The sequence below is a fragment of the Bacillus paramycoides genome (assembly GCF_038971285.1).
GTDB lineage: Bacteria > Bacillota > Bacilli > Bacillales > Bacillaceae_G > Bacillus_A.
The window spans coordinates 1869327-1893248 of record NZ_CP152427.1; the positions used below are offsets into that span (position 1 = coordinate 1869327).

A 23922-nucleotide genomic window follows, 5' to 3' on the forward strand; every position below is an offset into this window, starting at 1 on the left:
GGAGAAATGATGGAAATACATATTAGAAGAGCGATAAAAGATGATATACCAGGTATAGCAAAGGTACATGCTGATAGCTGGAAAACAACATATAAAGGGATATTTGCCGACGAAATTTTAGAAAATATAACATATGAGCAACGGGAAAAACAATGGGAAAATATTTTTCGACAAGAAGATAAATACCAATATAGATTTGTAGCAGAGACGTTAAATGGAGAAATAGTTGGATTCATCGATGGAGGAGCAGAAAGAACTGGTACATATAATTGTGATGGAGAATTATATGCGATCTACCTTTTACAAGAGTATCAAGGAATGAAAATAGGACAAAAGTTATTTCAAGCTTTACTATCGGAATGTATAAACAATGATATGCAATCACTTTTAGTATGGGTTGTCACGAATAATCCTTTTAAAAAGTTTTATGAAAAATTTAATCCAGAAAAAATTGATACAAAATTTTTAGAGCGAGTACAGGTAGAAGAGACAGCGTATCGTTGGAGAGATATAAATAATATTATTATGTAAACTTTTTGTTTAACTATTTTGGATAGATTACTAATGAAAAATAGTAAGTATATTGTTTGAAACTGAGTATTTTTTTCGTGTATTTTTAACTAGATTAAAGAAAAGAGAGAAAACAATAAAAATTAAATCAGATAAAAAAATTCTGAAATATACTATTGAATTGAATATCATTATCAATTAGAATCATAGTTGATAACGATATTCAATTATCAATTGTAATATGAAATTTTCATAGCGTTAATATAAAGAGGAGGACCAACATGCAGCATGCGAAACAAATCGCAGAACATGCAACATTACAAAGCTTTTTAAACTGTTATTTAAGAGAAACAGGGAGTGGAGAATGGATTACAGAGGATGAAAGAATGGAAAGTATCTTCAGTAATACGTTGAATAGAGATACAGTCCCCACATATTTATGTTGTCGGCTATCGGCACAGAACGTTACTTTGTATGGAGAAGTTATATATAAATCAGCAACAGATCGTCATTTGTTTGGAGAACAATTTTATTATCAAATTGGAGATAGTAATTCTGCTATTAAAGCTGATTACGTGACGGTTATTACACTCTTAATAAAAGAGATGTCTATCAACTACGGAGAAGGGACGAATCCTGCCGAACTTATGCTTCGAGTTATACGTAGTTGTCAAAATATTGAGGAATTTATAAAGGAGAGAATAGAAGATACATCTGCATTATATGGTTTCCATACATCCTTTATAGAAGCGGAGCAATCTTTATTATTTGGACATTTAACTCATCCAACGCCAAAGAGTAGACAAGGTATTTTGGAATGGAAAAATGCAATATATTCTCCAGAATTAAAAGGAGAATGTCAGCTTCATTATTTTAGGGCACATAAAAGTATAGTACATGAAAAATCATTATTATTTGATTCTACAACAGTAATTATAAAAGAAGAGCTACGTAATGATGAGGTGGTTAGTAAAGAATTTATATTGAAGTATTGTAGGGAAGATGAATATTCATTACTTCCAATACATCCGCTTCAGGCAGAATGGCTATTACACCAACCTTACGTACAAGATTGGATAAATCAAGGAGTACTTGAATATATCGGTCCAGCCGGTAAGTGTTATATGGCAACATCATCACTTAGGACGTTATACCATCCCAAATCAAAATATATGCTTAAGTTTTCATTTCCAGTAAAAGTAACAAATTCAATGCGCATTAATAAATTGAAGGAACTAGAGAGTGGCCTTGAAGGAAAGGAAATACTAAATACAGCAATTGGTGAAGTGTTAGAACAATTTCCAGGATTTGATTTTATTTGTGATCCAGCATTTATTACATTACATTACGGAGCAGAAGAATCTGGGTTTGAAGTAATTATACGAGAGAATCCTTTTTATAGAGAACATGCAAACGACGCTACATTAATTGCTGGACTAGTGCAAGATGCTATACCTGGAGAACGTACTCGTTTATCAAATATTATTCATCGACTAGCAGATTTAGAAAGTAGAAGCTGCGAAGAAGTAAGTTTAGATTGGTTTAGACAATATATGAATATTTCTTTAAAGCCAATGGTATGGATGTACTTACGTTATGGTGTTGCGTTAGAAGCTCATCAGCAAAATAGTGTTATTCAGCTAAAGGACGGTTACCCAGAAAAATATTATTTCCGTGATAATCAAGGGTTTTATTTCTGTAATTCAATGAAAAAGATGCTTAATAATGAGTTAGCTGGTATTGGAGAACGTACTGGAAATTTATATGACGATTATATTGTAGATGAAAGATTTCGTTACTACTTAATTTTTAATCATATGTTTGGACTCATTAACGGATTTGGTACAGCCGGATTAATTAAGGAAGAAATTCTTCTCGTGGAATTAAGATCTGTACTTGAATCATTCCTTCCTCATAACCGTGAACCCTCGACCTTTTTAAGAGAATTGTTAGAAGAGGATAAATTGGCATGTAAAGCAAATTTATTAACGAGATTTTTCGATGTCGACGAGTTAAGTAATCCTTTAGAACAAGCAATTTACGTACAGGTACGGAATCCGCTCGTTAGAGAAGTGGCTGTCCGTTCATAAATAACGTTAAAATTTCACGTAATACAAATAATGGTATTTTTATAAGGTGGAGGGACTTATGAGAGTGGACATGTATCATACAAAAATATTGAAAGCGCTCGAATCAGAAGATTACATTTCAGTGCGAAGAAGAGTGTTACGTCAATTAGTAGAATCGTTAATTTATGAGGGAATCATTACGCCGGTTCGTATAGAAAGCGAAGAACAAATTCTTTTTCTTATACAAGGATTTAATGAAGACAAAAAAAGTGTCACGTACGAATGTTACGGAAGAGAACGAATGACATTTGGACGTATTTCTATAGATTCATTAATAGTAAGAGTTCAAGAGGAAAAACAAGAAGTACAATCAGTTTCGCAATTTTTGGAAGAAGTTTTTCGAGTTGTTAACGTAGAACAAACGAAATTAAATTCTTTTATTCACGAATTAGAACAAACGATATTTAAGGACACGATTGCACAATATGAAAGACATAATAAGATGAATTATACTCAAAAATCATACGATGACTTTGAAAGCCATTTAGTAGATGGCCACCCATATCATCCTATATATAAAGCACGCATTGGATTTCAATATCGTGACAATTTTCAATATGGATATGAATTTATGAGGCCAATAAAACTTATATGGATTGCAGCTCATAAGAAATATGCGACTGTAGGTTATGAAAATGAAGTGATTTATGACAATATTTTAAAAGGTGAGGTAGGCGAGCCTACATTAGAAGCGTATATAGAACGAATTCACAGTACGGGATGTGATCCAAAGCAGTACGTGTTTATACCTGTTCATCCTTGGCAGTGGGAAAACTTCATCATTCCCAATTACGCTGATCATATACAAGATAAAAACATTATTTATTTAGGGAGATCAGCGGACGATTATTGTGCGCAACAGTCAATGAGGACGCTAAGAAATGTTACGAATCCAAAGAGACCATATGTAAAGTTATCGCTGAACATACTGAATACTTCAACACTCCGTACGTTGAAACCATATTCAGTTGCGAGTGCACCAGCTATATCGAACTGGTTGAGCGATATCGTAAGCCGGGATTCTTATTTAAGGGATGAATCGCGTGTAATTTTGTTACAGGAATTCTCGAGTGTAACGTATGATGCGAATAAGAAAGCCACATATGGTTCATTAGGGTGCATTTGGCGTGAAAGTGTTCATCATTATTTAGATGAGCAAGAAGATGCTGTACCTTTTAACGGATTATATGCAAAAGAGAAGGACGGGACACCAGTTATTGATACATGGTTAAACAAATATGGGATAGAAAATTGGTTGCGATTACTTATTCAAAAGACAATTATTCCAGTTATACATCTTGTTGTAGAACATGGGATCGCGTTAGAATCACACGGACAAAATATGATTTTAGTTCATAAAGAAGGGCTACCTGTCCGTATTGCATTAAAGGATTTCCATGAAGGACTTGAGTTTTATCGACCATTCTTAAAAGAAATGGATAAATGTCCCGACTTTACTAAAATGCATAAAACGTATGCGAATGGAAAAATGAATGATTTCTTTGAAATGGATCGTATCGAATGTTTACAAGAGATGGTATTAGATGCACTGTTCTTATTTAATGTAGGAGAATTAGCTTTCGTACTTGCGGATAAATATGATTGGAAAGAAGAAAGTTTTTGGATGGTAGTGGTCGATGAAATTGAAAATCATTTTATAAAATATCCACACTTGAAAGATAGATTTGAAAGAATTCATCTATACACTCCTACATTCTATGCTGAGCAATTAACGAAGCGTAGATTATATATGGATGTGGAATCGCTTGTTCATGAAGTTCCAAATCCATTGTATAGAGCAAGACAACTTAACAAACAAAAATCAGTTGTTACAGGGGGAAATTATGCTAATCGTTAATAAAGAAGAGTATAGCAAAAGTGATTTTGATTTGAGGTTTCAAGTTTATGAGGGAATGGAACAATTTCAAGAAGCAGCAGGAAATAGATTTGCGCTTTGTCTGAAAGATCCATTCGATATTATTACGCTTGTTTTTTTCTTAAAAGAAAAGAAATCATCAGTACTACTTATACATGAAGATACACCAAAAGAAACCGCTATTGAAATGGCAAAGCGTGCAAATTGTATCGGAATTTTTTATAGAGAAATTAGCGATTTTAAGAAATTAGAAGTAGTGAACTCTTTATTAGAAGAGCCTTCTTTATTGCAATATAGTTCAGGAACGACTGGAGAACCGAAACTGATTCGTAGAGCATGGACGGAAGTTGATACAGAAATTACTGCTTATAATGAGGCTTTAAACTGTGAAGTAGATGAAGTGCCGATTGTTATGGCTCCTGTTTCACATTCATATGGACTCATATGTGGTACGTTATCTGCAATTATGAGGGGAAGTAAGCCGATTATCATTACAAATAAAAATCCTAAATTCGCCTTAAATATAGTTCGCACTACAGAAAAACATATCATATATGCAGTACCACTTATGCTACATATTATGGGGAGTTTCCCGCAAGGTACGTTTCAGTTTCATAAGATTATGACATCCGGAGCGCCTTTACCAGAAGCTTTGTTTTATAAACTAAAAGAAACGACAACATATATGATGCAACAATACGGTTGTTCTGAAGCAGGTTGTATTAGTATATGTCATGATATGAAAAGTCATTTAGATTTAGGAAATCCACTACCCCATACGAGTATAAGCATAGGTTCAGATGAAAATATGCCTGAAGAAATCGTAGTGAAAATGAACGGTAAAGAAATTTTTACGAAAGATTTGGGATATAAGTCTGAGCGAGGCCTTCATTTTATGGGGCGCATGGATGATGTGATTAACGTTTCAGGATTAAAAGTCTTTCCTATAGAGGTAGAAGAAATGATGCTTCGACTAGAAGGCGTTCAAGAGGCAATTGTATATCGAGGGAAACATCCTGTGATGGGCGAAATAGTTAAAGCGAAAGTAATCTCTCATATTGATCCAGTTCGAATAAGAGAATGGTGTATACAGCATTTACCAGCTTATAAAGTTCCACATGAGATTGAAAGTGTAACTGAAATTCCGAAAAATAAAACTGGAAAAGTAAGTAGAAAGTTACTAGAGATGGGAGAGGTTACAACATGAGACGTGAAATATTAAAAAATGAAGTGTTGAAAATTATGACAGAAAAAATGGAACTAAAAAATGTAACGTATTTAGAAGAAACGATGCGTTTAAATCAAGATTTATATATAGATTCGGTAATGATGTTACAACTCATAGTTTACATAGAAATGGATGTAAAGCTATGCGTTCCAGAGGATGAGGTAGACCCAAAAGCCTTTCTTACTGTAGGATCATTGCTTGATTTTATGGAGGAATTAGAGCCGTTACAGGAAGTGAATGTAAATAACTAACCTTTAAGAAAGTAGATGAGAACATGACTTCAATTAAAGTTCACTGTTTAGTGAGTTGTTTTTGTGAAATTATAAAAAGGCGTAGCGATATAGATTTTCGTCCTTTTTATTTTGGATTATGGGACGGAGATTTTGATATAACAGAAGGTGGCGTTATTTCGTATCACTCCGAAAATATTAACCACGATAATTATTTATTATGGTATGAAAAATTGTATGGCGCAAAAGTGAACGAATGGTATGATCATGCAAAAGATAAGGATAGCAATGTAGAAACGTTTTTACAATTAGTAGAAAACAAGCCAGAGAATCGCTATGTCATTGTAATGGTAGATATGTCTCTATTGCCAGAGAGGGAAAATAAATTCCATCAAAAACCATTTCCACATTATTTAATGATATCAAAGACGGAGAAAGAAGAAGAATGGTTCATGCTAGATCCTGATTTTCGCTGGGAAGGGAATATGGAAAGAGAAAAAGTGCTTCATTCTGTTCAAGATAACCCATTTGGCGGAGGGTATTTCATTGATATAGAAGAAATTCAGGAGCCAACAGAAGAAATGGTAGCAAGTTATTTCATAGAAACTTTCAAAAGAAACGACAATGAGTTGACTATGGAGCTAAAAAATTTAATTATAAAAATGGCAAATGAAGAAGAGGGGTATTCGCTTTCTGGCCTTGTAGCGGCAGTAAAACAAATACCAGTACTTGCAATTCGTAAATATAGTTATGAACATGCCTTTGCATACTTCCGTGAAACGTTGCAATATTCAGAGCAAGAATTTGATTATTGGTGTGATCGAGTAGAAGATATTGTACAAGGATTTACAAATGTACAGTATCGTTCCATAAAAATGGCAATGACGAATAATAAAAGTATGCTATTATCAATTGTTGAAAAGCTGGATGAAATGAATGCAATTGAACTGCAAATTAAGGCTGAATTAGAGAGACAGTTTTTATCATGGAAAGAAATGAAAACAAACGAGTCTGTCTTAGCATTATAAAAGGCTAACTGAATTTAAGATAAGGGAGTTCAAACCTATGAAATATTCATTATGTACTATTTCCTTTCGTCATCAATTAATTTCATTTACTGATATTGTTCAATTTGCATATGAAAACGGTTTTGCAGGAATTGAATTGTGGGGGACTCATGCACAAAATTTGTATATACAAGAGTATGAAGCGACAGAACGGGAATTAAATTGTTTAAAGGATAAAAACTTAGAAATCACGATGATAAGTGATTACTTAGACATATCCTTATCAGCAGATTTTGAAAAAACAATAGAGAAGTGTGAACAACTTGCAATATTAGCTAATTGGTTTAAAACGAACAAAATTCGTACATTTGCTGGACAAAAAGGTAGTGAAGATTTCTCGGAACAGGAGAGGCAGGAGTATGTGAAGCGTATTCGCATCATTTGTGAAGTATTTGCTCAGCATAATATGTATGTACTTTTAGAAACACATCCAAATACGTTAACGGATACATTGCCTTCTACTTTGGAATTATTAGGAGAAGTAGATCATCCGAGTTTGAAAATAAACCTTGATTTTCTTCATATATGGGAGTCCGGCGCAAATCCAATAGACAGCTTCCATCGTCTAAAGCCGTGGATACAACATTACCATTTTAAGAATATATCTTCAGCAGAGTATTTACATGTGTTTGAACCTAATAATGTATATGCAGCAGCGGGAAGTCGTATCGGGATGGTGCCATTATTTGAAGGTATCGTAAATTATGATGAGATTATTCAGGAAGTGAGAGGCACTGACCATTTTGCCTCACTCGAATGGTTTGGACATAATGCGAAAGATATATTAAAAGAAGAAATGAAAGTATTAACAAATAGAAATTTAGAAGTAGTAATTTCTTAATATAAAATGATGTAAGAGTCTCTCATTGTAGAGACTCTTTTTTTATAAAAAACAATAACCAAAAATTACCATGTATTTAAATTGAAATTTAACACAATTTATATTTAAATAAGGAGGTGATTGGTAATGGCTAGAAATCGTAATTCTAATCAATTAGCATCACATGGAGCACAAGCGGCTTTAGATCAAATGAAATATGAAATTGCACAAGAGTTTGGTGTACAACTTGGCGCTGATACTTCTTCACGTGCAAACGGTTCTGTAGGCGGTGAAATTACAAAACGCCTTGTAGCGATGGCAGAACAACAACTTGGTGGCGGATATACTCGCTAATTGTAGAAGGTTATAGGAGAAAGGGAGGATTCTTCCTTTCTTTTTTTTCAATTAATTGGTATGGATATATTGCGAACTGGATTCAAAGAATAGTAATAATACTATATTTTCCCCAATTTCTTTTGTTGTGAATGGGAAGTAGTAAAGATGTAATAGCCCTGGTGGAATGAAAAATTACGTTCCAGCAGGGCTATTATATGGTAAGAAATATATGATGAAAGGTTCCGAAGTCAACATGTTAAAAAAAGAAAACTGTTGTTTAATTGCGCTTGCATCAGTTCCACTTGTTATGACGTTAGGGAATTCAATGCTCATTCCAATTCTGCCGACTATTGAAAAGAAATTACATATTTCATCGTTTCAAGTATCCATGATTATTACAATTTACTCTATTGTAGCCATTTTACTTATACCGATTGCTGGTTATTTATCAGATAGATGGGGACGAAAGATGGTAATGGTTCCGAGTTTGCTAATTGCGGCTATAGGAGGAGCGATAACTGGTTGGGTATCTTGGAAAGTTGATAATCCCTACAATTGGATATTGATCGGTAGAGCGATTCAAGGTATTGGTGCTGCTGGTGCGATGCCAGTTGTTATACCGTGTGTTGGTGATTTATACAAAGATGAAAAACAAATTAGCACAGGTTTAGGAATCATCGAAACATCCAATACGTTTGGAAAAGTGCTGAGCCCTATTTTAGGATCTGCTCTTGCTGCCATTGTATGGTTCTTACCATTTTGGGCGATTCCAATTTTATGCGTAGTATCAATTGTTTTATTACTCGTTCTAGTAAAGGCAAAGAAACAAGAAGGAGAAGTACCACCACTTAAAGAGTTTATCAAATCTATTCTCGCTACGTTTCGAGAAAAGGGAAGATGGTTGATTGCCATTTTTGCATTAGGTGCAATTATTATGCTTATTTTATTCGGAATTCTCTTTTATTTGTCGACTATACTGGAATCAAAGTATGACATTCATGGTATATGGAAAGGGTGTGTACTTGCTATCCCGTTACTTGTACTGTCACTTGGTTCATATATGGCTGGTAAAAAAATTGGAGATAATCAGAACGTTATGAAGAAGTGTATTTATATTGGTTTTTTAATGGCTGCTGCATCAGTTATCATTCCTTTATTTATAAAAGGGATTTATTTACTACTTCTTTGTCTCGTTATTATGGGGGTAGGAATTGGTATGGCACTCCCATGTTTAGATGCTCTCATTACACAAGGGATTAAAAAGGAGCAAAGGGGGACGGTTACGTCATTTTATAGTTCTATGCGATTTATCGGTGTAGCAGCTGGACCACCTCTATACTCTTTTTTCATGAAAGGTGCTGACCATGAAGTGTTTTATTTAACAAGTATTTTCGCTGCTGTCGGTGCTGTTATAGCGATCATTTGGATTAAACCAGCAAAAGATGCAAAGAACGTAAAACAGAAACCGGAACCTACTTCATAATTTGAAAGAGAATTGCATGATGTTTTCAGTAACATGCAATTCTCTTTCGTTCATTAAGAATAAATAACTTGTTTTAACATATAAAGTGCGACACCCCATATGATGAGACCAGAAAATTTATTTAATAATACGATTGTCTTTCCGGTTGAGTCTAGTCTTTTTAGAAATTTCCCCGCAAAAGCTAAGCTTACAAACCAAATCCAAGAAACGATAATAGTCGCCAGTGTGAAAGCCCATTTTTCGCTTCCTATGTATTGAATAGAATTTGTTCCAATTACACCGATTGTATCTAAAATTGCATGTGGATTTAATAACGAAACCGATGCGGCGAAAAGAATTTGCTTTTTTAATGGCATACTTTTTTCTTGCTTTACATCGTTGGAAGGGTTACTTCTCCAAATAATAAAGCCCATGTACAGGAGAAAGAAAAATCCAATTATATATAACGAGTTAGTTAGCCAAGAAAAAGTAAGGAGTACAAGGGAGACACCTTGCACCGCAATTAATATAAGTAACGTATCACATATAGAGGCCGTTAATACTACAGGGGCTGCCCTCCAAATGTTTGGTTGGCTCGCACCTTGGTTAAAGACGAAAACATTTTGAACACCTAATGGAATGATAAGACCAAATGCAAGAATGATACCATGAATAATTGCTTCACTCATCATATTACCTCCTATTTTAATTCATTATGATAGTGTATATTGTATAGAAGAAATGAAAATTTGTATCCATCCATATGGTTGGGGAGGTTACCAACCAAAAAGAATATAAGGTGATATGATGGAAAGATCTTTTTGGAAACCGAATATGTCTCTAGCGACACCTCTGTATAAACAAATAGAAACGCATATAAAAGAAAGAATCGTTAATGGAGAATGGACTATTGGAACGAAATTACCTTCACAAAGAGATTTGGCACATACATTTGGTGTGAACCGGAGTACAATTGTAATGGCTTTCGATGAGCTAGTGGCAAAGGGATACATTGAAGGGAATGGCAGGAAAGGAACAATTGTTGTAAAGAATAATGAGAATGCTTCTACATACGCACCCCCGCCTAATTGGCAGTCTTATGTAGAAACAGGACTCCATTATCCGAATCTGCCTGCTATTCAAGAAATAAATCAAGCTGAATTTTATCCGCACGTAATTCGTTTAGGAACAGGTGAACTCGCGCCAAGTCTTTTACCTGAAAAAAAGATGAAAGATATTATGAATAAGCTTTTAAAGTCGAACATGATACTTGGATATGAGGAACCGAAAGGGAATTTTTATTTAAGGAAGAAAATTGCGGACTATTTAAAAGGACATGGTGTATATGTAACTCCTGATTCTATATTAATTGTTTCAGGAGCAATTCAAGCGTTGCAACTTATTTCTATGGGGCTTCTACCCAAAGGGGCATCTATCTTATTAGAAAAACCATCTTATTTATATTCTCTTAATGTTTTTCAATCAGCAGGAATGCGATTAATTGGTATACCGATGGATGAGAATGGTTTACATGCATCATATATTTCGAAATATATGATGCAATTTAATGCATCTATTTTATATACAATCCCGTCTTTTCATAATCCGACGAACTTTAGTATGAATGAGAAGAAAAGAATAGAAGTGATGGAAATATGTAATGAAATTGGATTGCCTATTATAGAGGACGCAGTATATCAAGACTTATGGTTTGATGAGCCTGTTTCAAAGCCTTTAAAAGCATATGATAAAAACGGAATTGTACTACATATTGGGAGTATGTCTAAAGTCATTAGTCCAGGCTTAAGAATCGGATGGATTGTCGGATCAGAGCCAGTCATTCAAAGATTAGCAGACATAAAAATGCAAACAGATTATGGCTCGAGTTCAATATCCCAGCAAATTGCAGCGGAATGGTTTACAAATGGATTGTATGATGAACATTTACAGTTTGTAAGAACTCAGTTGAAAAAACGTAAAGATTTTATGTTACAGATGTTAGAGAAATATTGCCATGATATAGCAACTTGGTATGAACCGGCAGGTGGTTTTTATATTTGGTTACATATGAATATACCCGTGTCAAATCGTAGCTTATTTGACAAAGCTTTGAAAGAAAAGATTTTATTAAATCCAGGTACTTTGTATGATAGAAGTGCAAATCAATTTTTGCGTCTATCCTATTCATACGCAACGTTAGAAGAAATTGAAATAGGTATTAAAAAACTTGCACAACTAATGAAAAAGTAAGAGGAGAAAGTAATGAAACAATATGTAATTTGCCAAATTATCAATGGAGAAAAATATTTAGCTGCTTATGCGGAGACGAAGGAGGAAGCAATTGAAAAAGCAGAATTGTTAGGATTACGAACGGGAAATCGATACACCGTTATTACTGCAGAGGAAGCAGAAGGGTTAACGTATCCTTAAACAACGTATAATAATGATGCAGAAAGTAAATAAGCCTAGTAATATATTATTACTAGGCTTATTTTTTTTTGAAAGCGTTACGTGTTCTCGTATGAAAAGTAATAGTATTATGAGTCAAGTTGACGGAAGTAACGATTTGATTTTCGATCCTGCTTTCTGTTTCTATAGTCATCAATATATTGTCTGAAGTTCCACGATTGTAAAAACTTATTTGCGGCATTATAACCAGAATTGTATAGCCACTCTTTTTCTTCCTTTGTTAAGTCGAAGTTTGTACTAGTAATAGCCCCTGTTGGAATTGTAATTGTTCTTGCTTTTGATTCCTTGTCTAAATGACGTAAATCATGGGATTGCATCATTGTTTTAAAAAGTCCTTTGAACATGGAGATAGGCTCGTTGTAGTGGGCTGGGTCAGCTTGAATCTCATCTTTTACGAAATGAAACCCAAAAGTCGGCCAGCGGGGAGAGGTAGGGGAGTCGAAAATCCAAATTGGATAATTGCTTAAAATTCCTCCATCAACCATATAACAAGGCTGCTTCCATTTAGGGGTTCTCCATTTTACGGGCTCAAAGAAGAAGGGGATGGTACTACTCATTCTTACAGCTTTAGCAATAGAGAAGCGATAATTTAAAAATCCGTAGTTTGGTAAGTCATCGGGAAAGATAACCATTTTACCATTACTTATATCAGAAGCGATAATTTTAAGCTTATTTAAATCGGGTAAATCTGTAAATAAGTGAACTCCTTTTTTTCGCAGTAATTCTTCAATCCATTCTTCTATAAAAATATTAGAGTAAATACCAAGAGTAGTCCATGCGCTTAATCCTTTTCCGATAAATGGGATTCTGTCAATAAAGGTTTTCTTCGTAAATTTATTATAATCAATGTCAGTTATAATTGTTTTTAACTCTGAGCAAGAATATCCTGCTGCTAGGAGCGCGGCGATAATGGAACCAGCCGATGTTCCAGCTACACGCTCCCATTCATAGCCTTTTTCAGCTAACGCGTAAATTGCCCCTACATGCGCAATTCCGCGTACACCGCCTCCTTCAAAAACACCATCAATTTTCATCCATCATACTTCCTTTCACATAAAATATTTGAAAATGGCAAAAAAGCACGTATTGTACGTGCTTTTTTACAATAGTTTTTAAATTTACTAGCAGCCTACAAAGCCGCCCCAACAGCTAGCTCCGATGATGATTAGAAGGATAAATAAAACGATTAATAAAGCGAAACCTCCATAACCACAACCACCACCGTATCCGTAACCACAGCAACTATATCCGTAACCCATGTGGAATTCCTCCTTATATTAAAAATAAAAATGAACGAGGGGAAAATGTACTGGAAGAAATAATGAACTATCGTGTTTGTAGGAACAATGTATACTATGCTTTTTTAAACTTGTTCGCGTATGTAGGAAGAGCCCGTTTTTTGGAGGCTTGTTGTTTTTATAAAGAATGGAGTATAATTTTTGTGCGATGATACAAATAAGTATGTAAATATAAGGAGAATGTATGAATAAACAAATTGAAGTATTAATTGATAAATATGGGCTCACACATTTAAAAGAGGAACTTATGAATACTGTATTTCCTTGTATAAAAGTTGTGCCAAAGCAGGAGGAAACAGTAGCGATAGGTAGTTCGAAAATGGGAGGGGTTCCTGACTTACCAGCTACATTTGAATACCCAACGCATAAAGGAAATCCGTTACAGTTTATCGCTCAATTTAATTTAAATGATTTACAAAATGTTGGTATAGATCACGATCTCCCTGGGACAGGGATGTTATATTTCTTTAGCGTTGAAAATTACTTTGAAGAAGATGTGAATCCAACCGAAGCGGGACGTGTGCTTTATTATGATGTTCCTGTTGAGCAATTACGAAGAGCGGATGAATTGCAAACGAATTATAACCAGTGTGCAACTACTTTTGAACTGACATATAAATTGCCAGAGCTCTTCATTGAAGATGAGGATGATTCAGATCGATTCTTACAATTGCTTGAAGAGTTAATTCCAGATAACTACGATAACCATCAAATATTTGGTGAGCCATTTTCTGTACAAGATGAGGTATTGTACGAAACTGGACAGTATATGGGAATAGACCCGCAGCAAATGACGCTTTTATTCCAAATTGATTCAGATACTAAAAATTGTAATATGATGTGGGGAGATTTAGGGATGCTTTATTTCTGCATTGGAAATGAAGACTTGAAAAATCGACGTTTTGAAAATGCATGTTGTGTATTACAAACTTGTTAAGGAAGAAGGTTGTTCTTATAAAAAGAACAGCCTTTTTACAATGTTAAATATGCATAATCTCATATGACCTATACGAAAAAGTATTGTATACTCTGAAACTATACGATACTTTTTCGTATAGTTATAGAATGTAAGGAGTGACATGATGGGAAAGACAAGTAAGTATGTGACAGCTGCCGCACTTTGTTCAACGATAGTAATGGGAGGCTTACAGGCTTCATCTGTATCTTATGCAGCTACGAATTCAACTGTAGCGACATCACAATCAGATGCAAAGTTGTTAAATGATTTTAGAAAAGAATTAAAAAAACAGGTTGATAATCGAGAAGAAAATATTACAATCACATATAAAACAAAAGATAGAAATGCTAGAAATGTGATGGACCAATTGTATGACGAGTTTAATAAAGTTGTAGATGCAGATGAGTATGTAAAATATAATGTAGCGTCTACTAGATATTCTATTAAAGGGTTACCAGGAAACTATACGTTTATACTGCAAGTTAAGTACCGTGAATCAAAAGAGCAAACACAATATGTAAAATCTCAGGCGAAAGCGATTATAGGCTCGATTATAAAACCAGGAATGGATGAGCATGAGAAAGTAAAAGCTATTCATGATTACGTTGTAAAACATGTATCGTATGATACGTCTTATGGAGCATATACAGCATATGAAGCGTTAGCGAATCGTTCTGCCGTTTGCCAAGGATATACGTTATTAACATATGAATTACTAAAAGAAGCGGGTATCCAAAACCATATTGTAACAGGTATAGGAAATGGACAAGCTCACGCATGGAATTTAGTGAACATTGAAAACAAATGGTACCACCTTGATACTACATTCGATGATCCAGTACCAGATAAAGCTGGACGTGTAACATATTCATATTTTAATATGTCTGACGAGCAATTAAGTAAAGATCACGAATGGGATCGTAGTAAATATCCAGCGGCAACTACAAGTTATTTTGGTGAATTAACAAACAAAATAAAAGCGGGTAGTTCAAAGACTGCTGCGTATGAACAAATGTTAAAAGAAACAAATTTAAAATATATGTCTACACAATACGGAGCAGAGAATTATAGTGAGTTTAAGAAGAAATTACAGCAACAATTCGCTTCTAAGCCAGAAAAGGTAGAAGTACGATATAAGCAGTCTATGGATGGGACGATGCAAGATATAAAGAAAGTGTTAAATGAAATAGATTGGCCAAAAGGTGCAAAACGTGTTTCTTATCAAGTAGCACCATATAGTGCGATGGCAGATTATTCATTAGCGACAATTACATTTACGTATTAAGTAATGAAAAAGAGCATCTGTAAAAGGTGCTCTTTTTATTATGTATTACTTTAAAAAACAGAATTATGTGATAAAATAAAAAGGAAGGATGTGGAATCTGAATGGATTTGTTCGAAAGTAATATATTTACATTGATATATACTTGTTTAGTAATCGGACTTGTCGTTTTATTTTTCCTATCATTTACTTTGTTTATAAGAAGAGCATTGCAAAACAGCGTTGCAAAAAAACAACATGTGATGCATATGAATAAGAAGCTAGATCGAATTATTGAATTGCTTGAGAAAGATAAGAAATAGTGATAGAAGATGTATGAAAAGGAGAAGAGGATGGCTAATTATATAAAAGAATTACGTGAAAAAGTAGGGCATGATTATGTTTTCTTAAACTTTGCCGGTGGTTGTGTATTTAATAAAGAAGGAGAAGTATTACTGCAAAAAAGAGGAGACTTTAACGCTTGGGGCTTTCCAGGTGGCGCAATGGAGATAGGAGAATCGGCTGCGGAAACTGCAATTCGAGAAATAAAAGAAGAAACCGGGTATGATGTAGAAATAAATGAGCTTATTGGAGTGTATACAAAATATTTTCAATCATATCCAAATGGAGACAAAGCACAGTCAATTGTGATGTGTTTTTCATGCTCAATAGTTGGAGGGAATAAAAAAATAGATGGTGATGAAACGTTGGATTTGAAGTTTTTCCCGTTAGACGACATGCCACCGTTATTTTGTAAACAGCATGAAGATTGCCTGCAAGATTTATTGGAGAAAAGAGTAGGGGTATATCGTTAACATATAAAAAAGAAGCTAAATGAGATTAGCTTCTTTTTTATGTTTTACTTACTTCCACCAATCATCAAACATAGATGCTGGAACTTGTCTCTTATGTTCGCTCACTGTATAACGTTTTTCAATTTTTTCTGCAACGTCAGCTGGAACTGCTTTACCTTCTAAATAGTCATCAAGTTGATCGTACGTAATACCTAATTCTGTTTCATCAGCTTGACCTGGTTTTTCATCTAATAAATCAGCTGTTGGCATTTTTAAGTAAAGTCGCTCGTCCGCACCTAATTCTTGTAATAAGGCACGTCCTTGACGTTTCGTTAATCCCGTTAATGGTAAAAGGTCTGCACCACCATCTCCGAATTTTGTAAAGAATCCTGTAACAGCTTCTGCAGCGTGATCAGTTCCAATCACAAGTAATCCTTGTTGACCACCGATTGCGTACTGCGTAACCATACGGATACGTGCTTTCACGTTACCTTTATTGAAATCTGTTAATGATTCACCTAATAAGTTTTCGTATTGATTTGAGAAAGCATCAACTGTTGAAGCGATATCAAATGCAACAGATTGATCAGCTTGAATAAATTGTAATGCTAATTGCGCATCATCTTCGTCTTTTTGTACTTTATAAGGAAGGCGCACGGCGATAAATGTTGCATTACCACCTTCATTACGAATTTCCTCCACTGCAAGCTGAGCTAAACGTCCAGCTAATGTAGAGTCTTGTCCGCCACTAATGCCAAGTACAAATCCTTTCGCACCTGTTTTTTTTACGTAATCTTTTAAGAAATCAACACGTTTACGGATTTCTGCTTTCGGATCAATTACAGGCTGAACATGTAATGCTTTCATAATTTGTTCTTGTAATGTCATTATGTTTTCCTCCTATTCATATTAAAGCGGTAATTAAGTTTATATGTATATTGGTTCATACTTCTATCCTTTATTATTTCGCAAAACTAACGAATATACAATAGGGTGCGTGTATGAATATGAATGTAGTCATTATAATGAAACTGTTTCGTTTAAGCAATTTTTTGAAACCTTTCAATAATGTAAGGTTTTTGTCATTTGAATCGATGGAAGGCATTTCCGGACTTTACTAATATAAGAACATAGTTAGTAGAAGGGCGGAGAAGGAATATGAACATTAGAGAACTCGCATACCGGAATGTAACGCGAAATAGACGAACATACTCAGCATATTTTTTAAGTAGTGCATTTGCCATTTTGGCCTTTTTTGTTTATTCATTTTTTGCGTTTCATCCCGCATTAAGTGCTGGAGAATTGGGACAATACGTATTCGTAAGTATGTCTTTTGCACAGTCCATTATTTACTTATTTACATTTTTCTTTATTTTATATTCGATGGGAATGTTTTTAAAAACGAGAAAGCGTGAATTAGGAATTTTAATGATGCTAGGTATGACGAAATATCAATTAAAGCGTCTTATTTTCTTTGAAAATATTATGATTGGAATAGGTTCCATTATTTTTGGGATACTTGCTGGAATGCTATTTTCCGGAGTATTACTATTTGTAGCTCCGATGATATTAAAATTAGATATTTCTTTAGCTTATTACATACCGATGAAAGCCATTGTTGTAACGAGTATTATGTTTTTCGTATTATTTATGATTATTTCATTGTTTAGTGCAGGAATGATTCGAAAAAATAAAATTATGAAATTGTTTAGAGGATCAGCAGAAGCGAAGCCAGAACCGAAAGCATCCATTATTTCTTCTATATTAGCGGTTATATTGCTTAGTGCAGGATATGCAGGTGCGCTGTTGTCACACGGTGCAATGGTATTTGTCATGATGATTCCTGTTACAACGGTAGTCATTATTGGTACGTATTTGCTGTACAAGCAGTTGAGTGTCTTTATTATTAGACTGTGTAAAAAAAGTAAACGTTTCTATTGGACACAGACAAATATTATCACCTTGTCAGATTTAGCATACCGTATGAGAGATAACGCAAGAATGTTCTTTATTGTAACCATTATTTCAACTGTAGCATTTTCAGCGATAGGTACATTAGTTGGTTTCGCATCAATGACGAAAGGCATTATGGAGAGACCAATTGCGTTTCAGTATCATTCTAAGCAAGGAAATAGTAATGAATCACAGCATTTGAAGATAATTGATGAAGGATTAAAGAAACATAATATAGCATCTTCTAAAACGAATATTTCAACGAAAAAGGCGGAGGAGCAGTCGTTAAGAAACGGCATTTTCATAAAAGAATCAGATTATGAGAAATATGCGAAGTTAACAGGAGAACCATTTCAAACTGTTGCAAATAAAGAAGTTCTATTCTTAGCAGTCGATATACCAGGACCACCGATGAAAGAAAGAAAAGAAATTACTTTACCACATTTGAATGAATCTTTACATGTGAAAAAAGTTAATACTTCTTCATTAAGTAAAATACTAAGAGGTAACGTTTATGTAATCTCTAAAAATCAATATGATGCATTACAAGATGGATTTAAAGAGGAAAAAGATTATGTGTACAAAACAGAAGGAACGAAAGATGAAATAGAGGTTGGTAAAGAGCTTACGTATCAAATGAAGCCATATGAAGAATATGCAACGTTTAGTGCAGAAGAGTATGAACAAAACCAAAGTTTACAAATTGCAGGACCGATTCTATTTGTAGGTTTCTTTATTGGTATAGTATTTTTCGTATGTGCAGGAAGCTTCCTTTACTTCCGTCTGTTTTCTGATTTAGAGGATGATACTCGTTTGTTTGAAATGATCCGAAAAGTAGGTTTAACGAGCGGAGAATTATCGAAAGTAGTTACAATTCGATTAGCACTATTATTCTTCGTTCCAATAGGTGTTGCAACATTACATGGAGCAGTAGCATTAACTGCTCTGGGACAGATGTTTGAGTACTCACTATTTAAAGAAAATGCGACTGTATTAAGTATTTTCGTAGGAATTCAAGTTTGTTACTTTTTACTGATAAGATTTCGTTATTTAAAACAATTGAAAGAGAGATTACGTATTCATTAAATGTTTTTTTTTAACTTGAGTACAAAATTTTCTAAAAAGAGACAAGTATTACCAAAAAGTGATAAAATGGAAAGAGCGAGGTGGAAAAATAATAGAAAGTAAGGGGGGAGTAATATGAAAGCAACAGGAGTTATTCGAAAAGTAGACGAATTAGGACGAATTGTTATTCCTAAAGAATTACGTGATGTATTGGGGATACAAATCAAATCACCGCTTGAAATTTTCGTAGAAGAAGACAAAGTCATTTTACAAAAATATCAACCTTACAATGCTTGTCAAATAACAGGTGATGTTTCAAATCAAAACATATCATTAGCAAATGGAAACATTACTGTTAGTATAGATGGAGCGAAACATCTCATAAAAGAAATAGAGAAGTTTTTAAATAAGAGTGAGGCTTAGTCTTAATTTAAATTATTTTTAAAATTTCATATCATTCTTTAAAAACTATAAAAGGACCATTAAATTGGTCCTTTTATTTATCTCGTAATTTTTCTTGTCTAAAAATTACGAGATAAATAAAAGAGTAGTATAAAGTGAAACTTTAATCAGTGGGGGTCTTACTGCCCGTTAATGCGGGATAAAATTAGTAAGCTATATTGAGAAATATTTTTAAGGGAGGAATACGAAACGAATAAAACGAATGTTACATGTAAGCGTTTTCAAAAGTGGTCTGAAATGAAAATAATATATTTTCAGGAGGGATTACGATGAATAGTAGTACAGCGAATAAACAAAAAGGTATACAATTGATTCCTTTTACAGTCGAAAAGGTGGTTGAACAAGTAAATGAAATTCCACCAGGTGTACAACTCATTCATGCTCCGCAAGTATGGGAGAAGAGTGCGAAAGGAAAAGATATTATCGTTGCCGTATTAGATACAGGGTGTGATATGAATCATATAGATTTAAAGGATCGCATTATTGGCGGAAGAAATTTCACACAAGATTATGAAGGGGATCCAAATATTTATCTTGATAATAACGGACACGGTACTCATGTAGCGGGGACAATTGCAGCGACTGAAAATGGAGTCGGTGTTTTAGGAGTCGCACCTCTTGCTAAAATGTTGGTGTTAAAGGTTTTAGCGGGAGATGGGTCTGGAAGTTATGAGCAAATTATTGAGGCAATTCATTATGCTGTAAATTGGAGAGGGCCTAATAAAGAAAGAGTTAGAGTTATATCAATGTCACTTGGTGGTCCGCAGGACGTTCCGGAATTACATGAAGCAATTCAAAACGCGGTAAAGCAAGATGTTCTCGTCGTATGTGCTGCTGGGAATGATGGAGATTGTGATGATAACACGGAGGAACTAGATTTCCCAGGTGCATACTCAGAAGTAATTGAAGTCGGCGCTGTCAATTTAGAACGGAAAATCGCATGTTTTAGTAATTCGAATCAAGAAATTGATTTAGTGGCGCCAGGCGATGAAATATTATCTACGTATCCTGAAGGGAAATATGCGGTATTAAGTGGTACTTCTATGGCGACACCGCATGTGGCTGGAGCGCTCGCATTGCTTATTAAGCAGTGTGAGAGAGAATATGGTAGAAAATTATCAGAGCCAGAAATATATGCACAACTTATTAAAAGAACTGTACCTTTAGGTTATGAACGTACATCTGAAGGGAATGGATTATTAGATTTATTAAAAGAATAGAAAATACAAAAAACATCTCATAATTTTATGAGATGTTTTTTAGTATGGTTCTGTCGCATGTAATACGACGTCTAATAAACCAGGGAATCTAGCATGTAAGTCATCTTCACGAATTGAAATGAAACGCTGTGTTCCTTCAAGACGTGTATACATAACACCGGATTCACGTAAAACCTTGAAATGATGAGATAAAGTTGATTTCGCAATTGGAATGTTTAGCGCACCACAAGATTGTTCACGTTTCTCTAGTAGCATAGTTACAATTTGTAAACGAATTTGATCGCTAAGTGCGTATAAAACAGAAGAGAATTGAATTTCTTCTCGGTTTGGATGATAGAGAGTACGCATTTTTTCACCTGCTTGTATAAGTTAATATAGTTTGCACTATAACATATAAAGTGGTATATTTCTATTGTTCGAATGTATTAGAACAATAGAAATATAGGGGGGAGAAAAAATGAAGTATACTAAATTACAAAAGGCAGGACTACATATTTCAAAGTTGGGGTTAGGAACAAACGCTGTAGGGGGGCATAATTTATATGCTAATGTGAATGAGGAAGAAGGAAACGATTAATAGAAGAAGCTATCCAGCAAGGGATTACATTTTTTGATTCAGCAGATTCATACGGTTTCGGTAGATCAGAGGAATTGGTAGGCGAAGTATTGAAAGGAAAACGCCAAGAAGTGGTACTTGCTACAAAAGGTGGAATACAGCCGTTATTAAATGGAGAGGTTTATATTAATAATGAACGAAGCTATTTAAGAAATGCTGTGGAAAATAGCTTAAGAAGATTACAAACTGATTATATTGATTTATATTATTTACATTTTACAAATCCAGAAACAAGTTACATAGATTCAATTGGTGAGCTTACTCGCCTAAAGAAGAGGGGAAAATTCGTTCAATTGGAATATCAAACATAAACCTAGAGCAATTAAAAGAAGCGAATCAGCACGGACATATAGATGTTGTACAATCACCGTATAATATGTTGAATCGTGCTGCAGGGGAAGAACTTTTGCCGTATTGTATAGAATCAGGTATTTCATTTATTCCGTACGGACCTCTTGCCTTTGGGATACTAGGCGGGAAATATACGGAAGATTTTAAATTAAGTGAAGGTGATTGGCGTCAAAGTGTAAATCTATTTGAAGAAAATACATATAAGAGTAACTTTAAAAAAGTTGAGAAGTTAAAAGGCTTAGCTAAAGAAATGAATCTTGAAGTATTGCATTTGGCTTTAGCGTGGCTATTAAACAAAAAAGGAATTGATACTGTTATTCCTGGTGGGAAACGAGCGGGGCAAATAAGAGAAAGTGTAAGAGCGGTGGAAGTTTCATTGAATGAAAAGGTTATGAAAGAAATTGAAACTATTTTAGAAGCTTAGTTGAGAAGAGGGGGAGTCCCCTCTTCTTATCCCGCATTAACGGGCAGTAAGACCCCCACCTCAAAATTTAGTGGAAGCAAAGAAGTTAGGTGGGGAATCAACTGCACGTAAAAGCCCGATTGGTGAGGGCTGATAATCAGTGGGGGATGAACAAAACCCCCACTGATTAAAGTTTCGCTTTATATAAAAGGAGAAGGTTTAAATGAAAAGAGTACTAGTTATATTCTTTACGATTATGTTTATGATAGGTACAGATACTTTCTTAATTTCACCACTTTTACCGACATTACAACAGGTGTATCATGTTTCAACTGAGCTGTCAGGGTGGATGGTGAGTTCATATGCTTTAGGGTACGCTGGATTTGCACTTATTGCTGGTCCTATATCAGATGGCTTAAATAGAAAAAAAGTGATGGTAATAGGAATGAGTTTTTTTGCGTTAAGTACGTTTTTATGTGGAATAGCACCGAGTTTTCTATGGATGCTAGTATTTAGATTTTTAGCAGGTGTGAGTGCGGCCTTTGTATCTCCACAAGTTTGGGCATCTATTCCGCTCCTTATAGAGAAGGAACAAATTGTAAAGGCATTTGGAATTGCAACAGCAGGGTTAGCAATCTCTCAAATTTTAGGATTGCCAGTTGGATCGTATTTGGCAATGATACACTATACAACACCATTCTTCGTCATTGGTATATTATCAGCATTACTTGTCATTCTTATTTATGTAGTATTACCAGAAATACAACCGGTTCATATAGGTGAAAGTAAAACAAACATCTTAAAGCGCTATAAACAATTACTTGCAGATTCAAAGGTTTCACTTTCTTATTTTGCATATTTTGTTTTTCAAACTGGTAATTTTGCTGCATTTTCATTTTTTGGTGTATGGCTTTCCATTCAATTTGGCTTGCAAGTTCATGAAGTAGGTACAGCTATGTTCGTATTAGGATTAGGAAATTTAACCGGTAATATTTTTGGCCCTAGAATCGTAAATAAAATTAGTTATAACCTTTCTTTCTATAGTGGAATTATATTTACAGCAGTGCTATATGTATTACTTCCTCATGTAAAGAACATTATATTTGTGGAGTTATTATTCTTTGTTATATTTTTTGTGACAGGAATTTTGTTTGTATTAATGATGAGGCACTTACAAAACATGTCTAGTGTAGCAAGAGGAACAGGAGCCGCGCTTGCGAATGCTTCTATGTATATTGGTCAAATGATTGGAGCGGCAATAGCAGGAATGTTATTTGCAGCATCTCACAATTTTATACTTATAGGTAGTTTTACTGCGTTACTATATGTTGTAGCTTTATTTTTGTTTAGAAAAAGTGAAAAACTTACTGAACATAGTGAAACGGGAATTGCATCATAAAGCTTGTATAGATAT

The 23922-nt window shown here is 34.4% G+C and carries 24 protein-coding genes and 1 pseudogene; 20 read left to right on the forward strand and 5 right to left on the reverse strand.

Annotation, left to right across the window (positions count from 1 at the left end; all coding sequences use genetic code 11):
* Positions 1–9 precede the first annotated feature (9 nt).
* From AAG068_RS09650 to AAG068_RS09690, 9 genes are all read left to right on the forward strand, one after another.
* The gene (locus AAG068_RS09650) at positions 10–531 is read left to right on the forward strand and encodes a GNAT family N-acetyltransferase (RefSeq protein ID WP_342719096.1); all 522 of its coding nucleotides are present in this window, start codon (positions 10–12) and stop codon (positions 529–531) included.
* A 260-nt stretch (positions 532–791) separates the two neighbouring features.
* Positions 792–2600 (forward strand): IucA/IucC family protein, encoded by a 1809-nt coding sequence (locus AAG068_RS09655; protein ID WP_342719097.1) that lies wholly within the window; start codon positions 792–794, stop codon positions 2598–2600.
* 58 nt (positions 2601–2658) lie between these two features.
* Positions 2659–4497: an IucA/IucC family protein gene (locus tag AAG068_RS09660; RefSeq protein ID WP_342719098.1), complete on the forward strand. Its 1839-nt coding sequence runs from the start codon at positions 2659–2661 to the stop codon at positions 4495–4497.
* On the forward strand, positions 4484–5722 hold the full coding sequence (locus AAG068_RS09665) for an AMP-binding protein (RefSeq protein WP_342719099.1): 1239 nt from the start codon (positions 4484–4486) through the stop codon (positions 5720–5722). Before AAG068_RS09660 ends, AAG068_RS09665 begins: the two co-directional genes overlap by 14 nt.
* A complete protein-coding gene (asbD, locus tag AAG068_RS09670) occupies positions 5719–5994 on the forward strand; it encodes a petrobactin biosynthesis protein AsbD (RefSeq protein WP_342719100.1) in 276 nt (91 codons plus the stop codon). Before AAG068_RS09665 ends, asbD begins: the two co-directional genes overlap by 4 nt.
* A gap of 23 nt (positions 5995–6017) precedes the next feature.
* Positions 6018–7001: a petrobactin biosynthesis protein AsbE gene (gene asbE, locus AAG068_RS09675; RefSeq protein ID WP_342719101.1), complete on the forward strand. Its 984-nt coding sequence runs from the start codon at positions 6018–6020 to the stop codon at positions 6999–7001.
* A 37-nt stretch (positions 7002–7038) separates the two neighbouring features.
* Positions 7039–7881 (forward strand): sugar phosphate isomerase/epimerase family protein, encoded by an 843-nt coding sequence (locus AAG068_RS09680; protein ID WP_342719102.1) that lies wholly within the window; start codon positions 7039–7041, stop codon positions 7879–7881.
* 126 nt (positions 7882–8007) lie between these two features.
* The gene (locus tag AAG068_RS09685) at positions 8008–8214 is read left to right on the forward strand and encodes an alpha/beta-type small acid-soluble spore protein (protein ID WP_000113545.1); all 207 of its coding nucleotides are present in this window, start codon (positions 8008–8010) and stop codon (positions 8212–8214) included.
* 235 nt (positions 8215–8449) lie between these two features.
* A complete protein-coding gene (locus AAG068_RS09690) occupies positions 8450–9679 on the forward strand; it encodes an MFS transporter (RefSeq protein ID WP_342719730.1) in 1230 nt (409 codons plus the stop codon).
* A gap of 53 nt (positions 9680–9732) precedes the next feature.
* Here the strand turns inward: AAG068_RS09690 and AAG068_RS09695 are convergent, their stop codons facing one another.
* A complete protein-coding gene (locus AAG068_RS09695) occupies positions 9733–10347 on the reverse strand; it encodes a LysE/ArgO family amino acid transporter (protein WP_342719110.1) in 615 nt (204 codons plus the stop codon).
* Between the two features lie 118 nt (positions 10348–10465).
* Here AAG068_RS09695 and AAG068_RS09700 point away from each other — a divergent pair, with 118 nt between their 5' ends.
* A complete protein-coding gene (locus tag AAG068_RS09700) occupies positions 10466–11908 on the forward strand; it encodes a PLP-dependent aminotransferase family protein (protein WP_342719731.1) in 1443 nt (480 codons plus the stop codon).
* 12 nt (positions 11909–11920) lie between these two features.
* Entirely contained in the window at positions 11921–12088 is a 168-nt protein-coding gene (locus tag AAG068_RS09705; protein ID WP_000816377.1) for a DUF3933 family protein, read from the forward strand.
* Positions 12089–12195: 107 nt separating this feature from the next.
* Here AAG068_RS09705 and AAG068_RS09710 read toward each other — a convergent pair whose 3' ends face one another.
* Positions 12196–13161 carry a patatin-like phospholipase family protein gene (locus AAG068_RS09710; RefSeq protein ID WP_342719111.1) on the reverse strand — a complete coding sequence of 322 codons (966 nt, stop codon included), beginning with the start codon at positions 13159–13161 and terminating at the stop codon, positions 12196–12198.
* Between the two features lie 87 nt (positions 13162–13248).
* Complete coding sequence (locus AAG068_RS09715; protein WP_212805063.1) at positions 13249–13386, reverse strand: YjcZ family sporulation protein; 138 nt, start codon at positions 13384–13386, stop codon at positions 13249–13251.
* A gap of 223 nt (positions 13387–13609) precedes the next feature.
* Between AAG068_RS09715 and AAG068_RS09720 the strand changes: the two genes are divergently transcribed.
* From AAG068_RS09720 to AAG068_RS09735, 4 genes are all read left to right on the forward strand, one after another.
* Positions 13610–14362, forward strand: coding sequence for a YwqG family protein (locus AAG068_RS09720; RefSeq protein ID WP_342719112.1), 753 nt, complete (start codon positions 13610–13612; stop codon positions 14360–14362).
* A gap of 145 nt (positions 14363–14507) precedes the next feature.
* Positions 14508–15668, forward strand: coding sequence for a transglutaminase domain-containing protein (locus AAG068_RS09725; protein WP_342719113.1), 1161 nt, complete (start codon positions 14508–14510; stop codon positions 15666–15668).
* 101 nt (positions 15669–15769) lie between these two features.
* Complete coding sequence (locus AAG068_RS09730) at positions 15770–15967, forward strand: DUF4083 domain-containing protein (protein WP_342719114.1); 198 nt, start codon at positions 15770–15772, stop codon at positions 15965–15967.
* A 30-nt stretch (positions 15968–15997) separates the two neighbouring features.
* Entirely contained in the window at positions 15998–16459 is a 462-nt protein-coding gene (locus AAG068_RS09735; protein ID WP_048527390.1) for an NUDIX hydrolase, read from the forward strand.
* 48 nt (positions 16460–16507) lie between these two features.
* Here the strand turns inward: AAG068_RS09735 and nadE are convergent, their stop codons facing one another.
* The gene (nadE, locus tag AAG068_RS09740) at positions 16508–17326 is read right to left on the reverse strand and encodes an ammonia-dependent NAD(+) synthetase (protein WP_000174883.1); all 819 of its coding nucleotides are present in this window, start codon (positions 17324–17326) and stop codon (positions 16508–16510) included.
* 270 nt (positions 17327–17596) lie between these two features.
* Here nadE and AAG068_RS09745 point away from each other — a divergent pair, with 270 nt between their 5' ends.
* The 3 genes from AAG068_RS09745 (at position 17597) to AAG068_RS09755 (ending at position 21138) form a co-directional block, all read left to right on the forward strand.
* Positions 17597–19477, forward strand: coding sequence for an ABC transporter permease (locus tag AAG068_RS09745; protein WP_342719115.1), 1881 nt, complete (start codon positions 17597–17599; stop codon positions 19475–19477).
* Between the two features lie 114 nt (positions 19478–19591).
* Positions 19592–19879 (forward strand): AbrB/MazE/SpoVT family DNA-binding domain-containing protein, encoded by a 288-nt coding sequence (locus tag AAG068_RS09750; protein ID WP_000648329.1) that lies wholly within the window; start codon positions 19592–19594, stop codon positions 19877–19879.
* Between the two features lie 308 nt (positions 19880–20187).
* Entirely contained in the window at positions 20188–21138 is a 951-nt protein-coding gene (locus AAG068_RS09755) for a serine protease (RefSeq protein ID WP_342719116.1), read from the forward strand.
* Positions 21139–21177: 39 nt separating this feature from the next.
* Here AAG068_RS09755 and AAG068_RS09760 read toward each other — a convergent pair whose 3' ends face one another.
* Complete coding sequence (locus AAG068_RS09760; protein ID WP_098669039.1) at positions 21178–21486, reverse strand: ArsR/SmtB family transcription factor; 309 nt, start codon at positions 21484–21486, stop codon at positions 21178–21180.
* Positions 21487–21595: 109 nt separating this feature from the next.
* On the opposite strand from AAG068_RS09760, the pseudogene AAG068_RS09765 reads away from it, so the two are divergent.
* Positions 21596–22529: pseudogene (locus AAG068_RS09765) on the forward strand (aldo/keto reductase).
* A 202-nt stretch (positions 22530–22731) separates the two neighbouring features.
* The gene (locus AAG068_RS09770) at positions 22732–23907 is read left to right on the forward strand and encodes an MFS transporter (protein ID WP_342719117.1); all 1176 of its coding nucleotides are present in this window, start codon (positions 22732–22734) and stop codon (positions 23905–23907) included.
* Positions 23908–23922 lie beyond the last annotated feature (15 nt).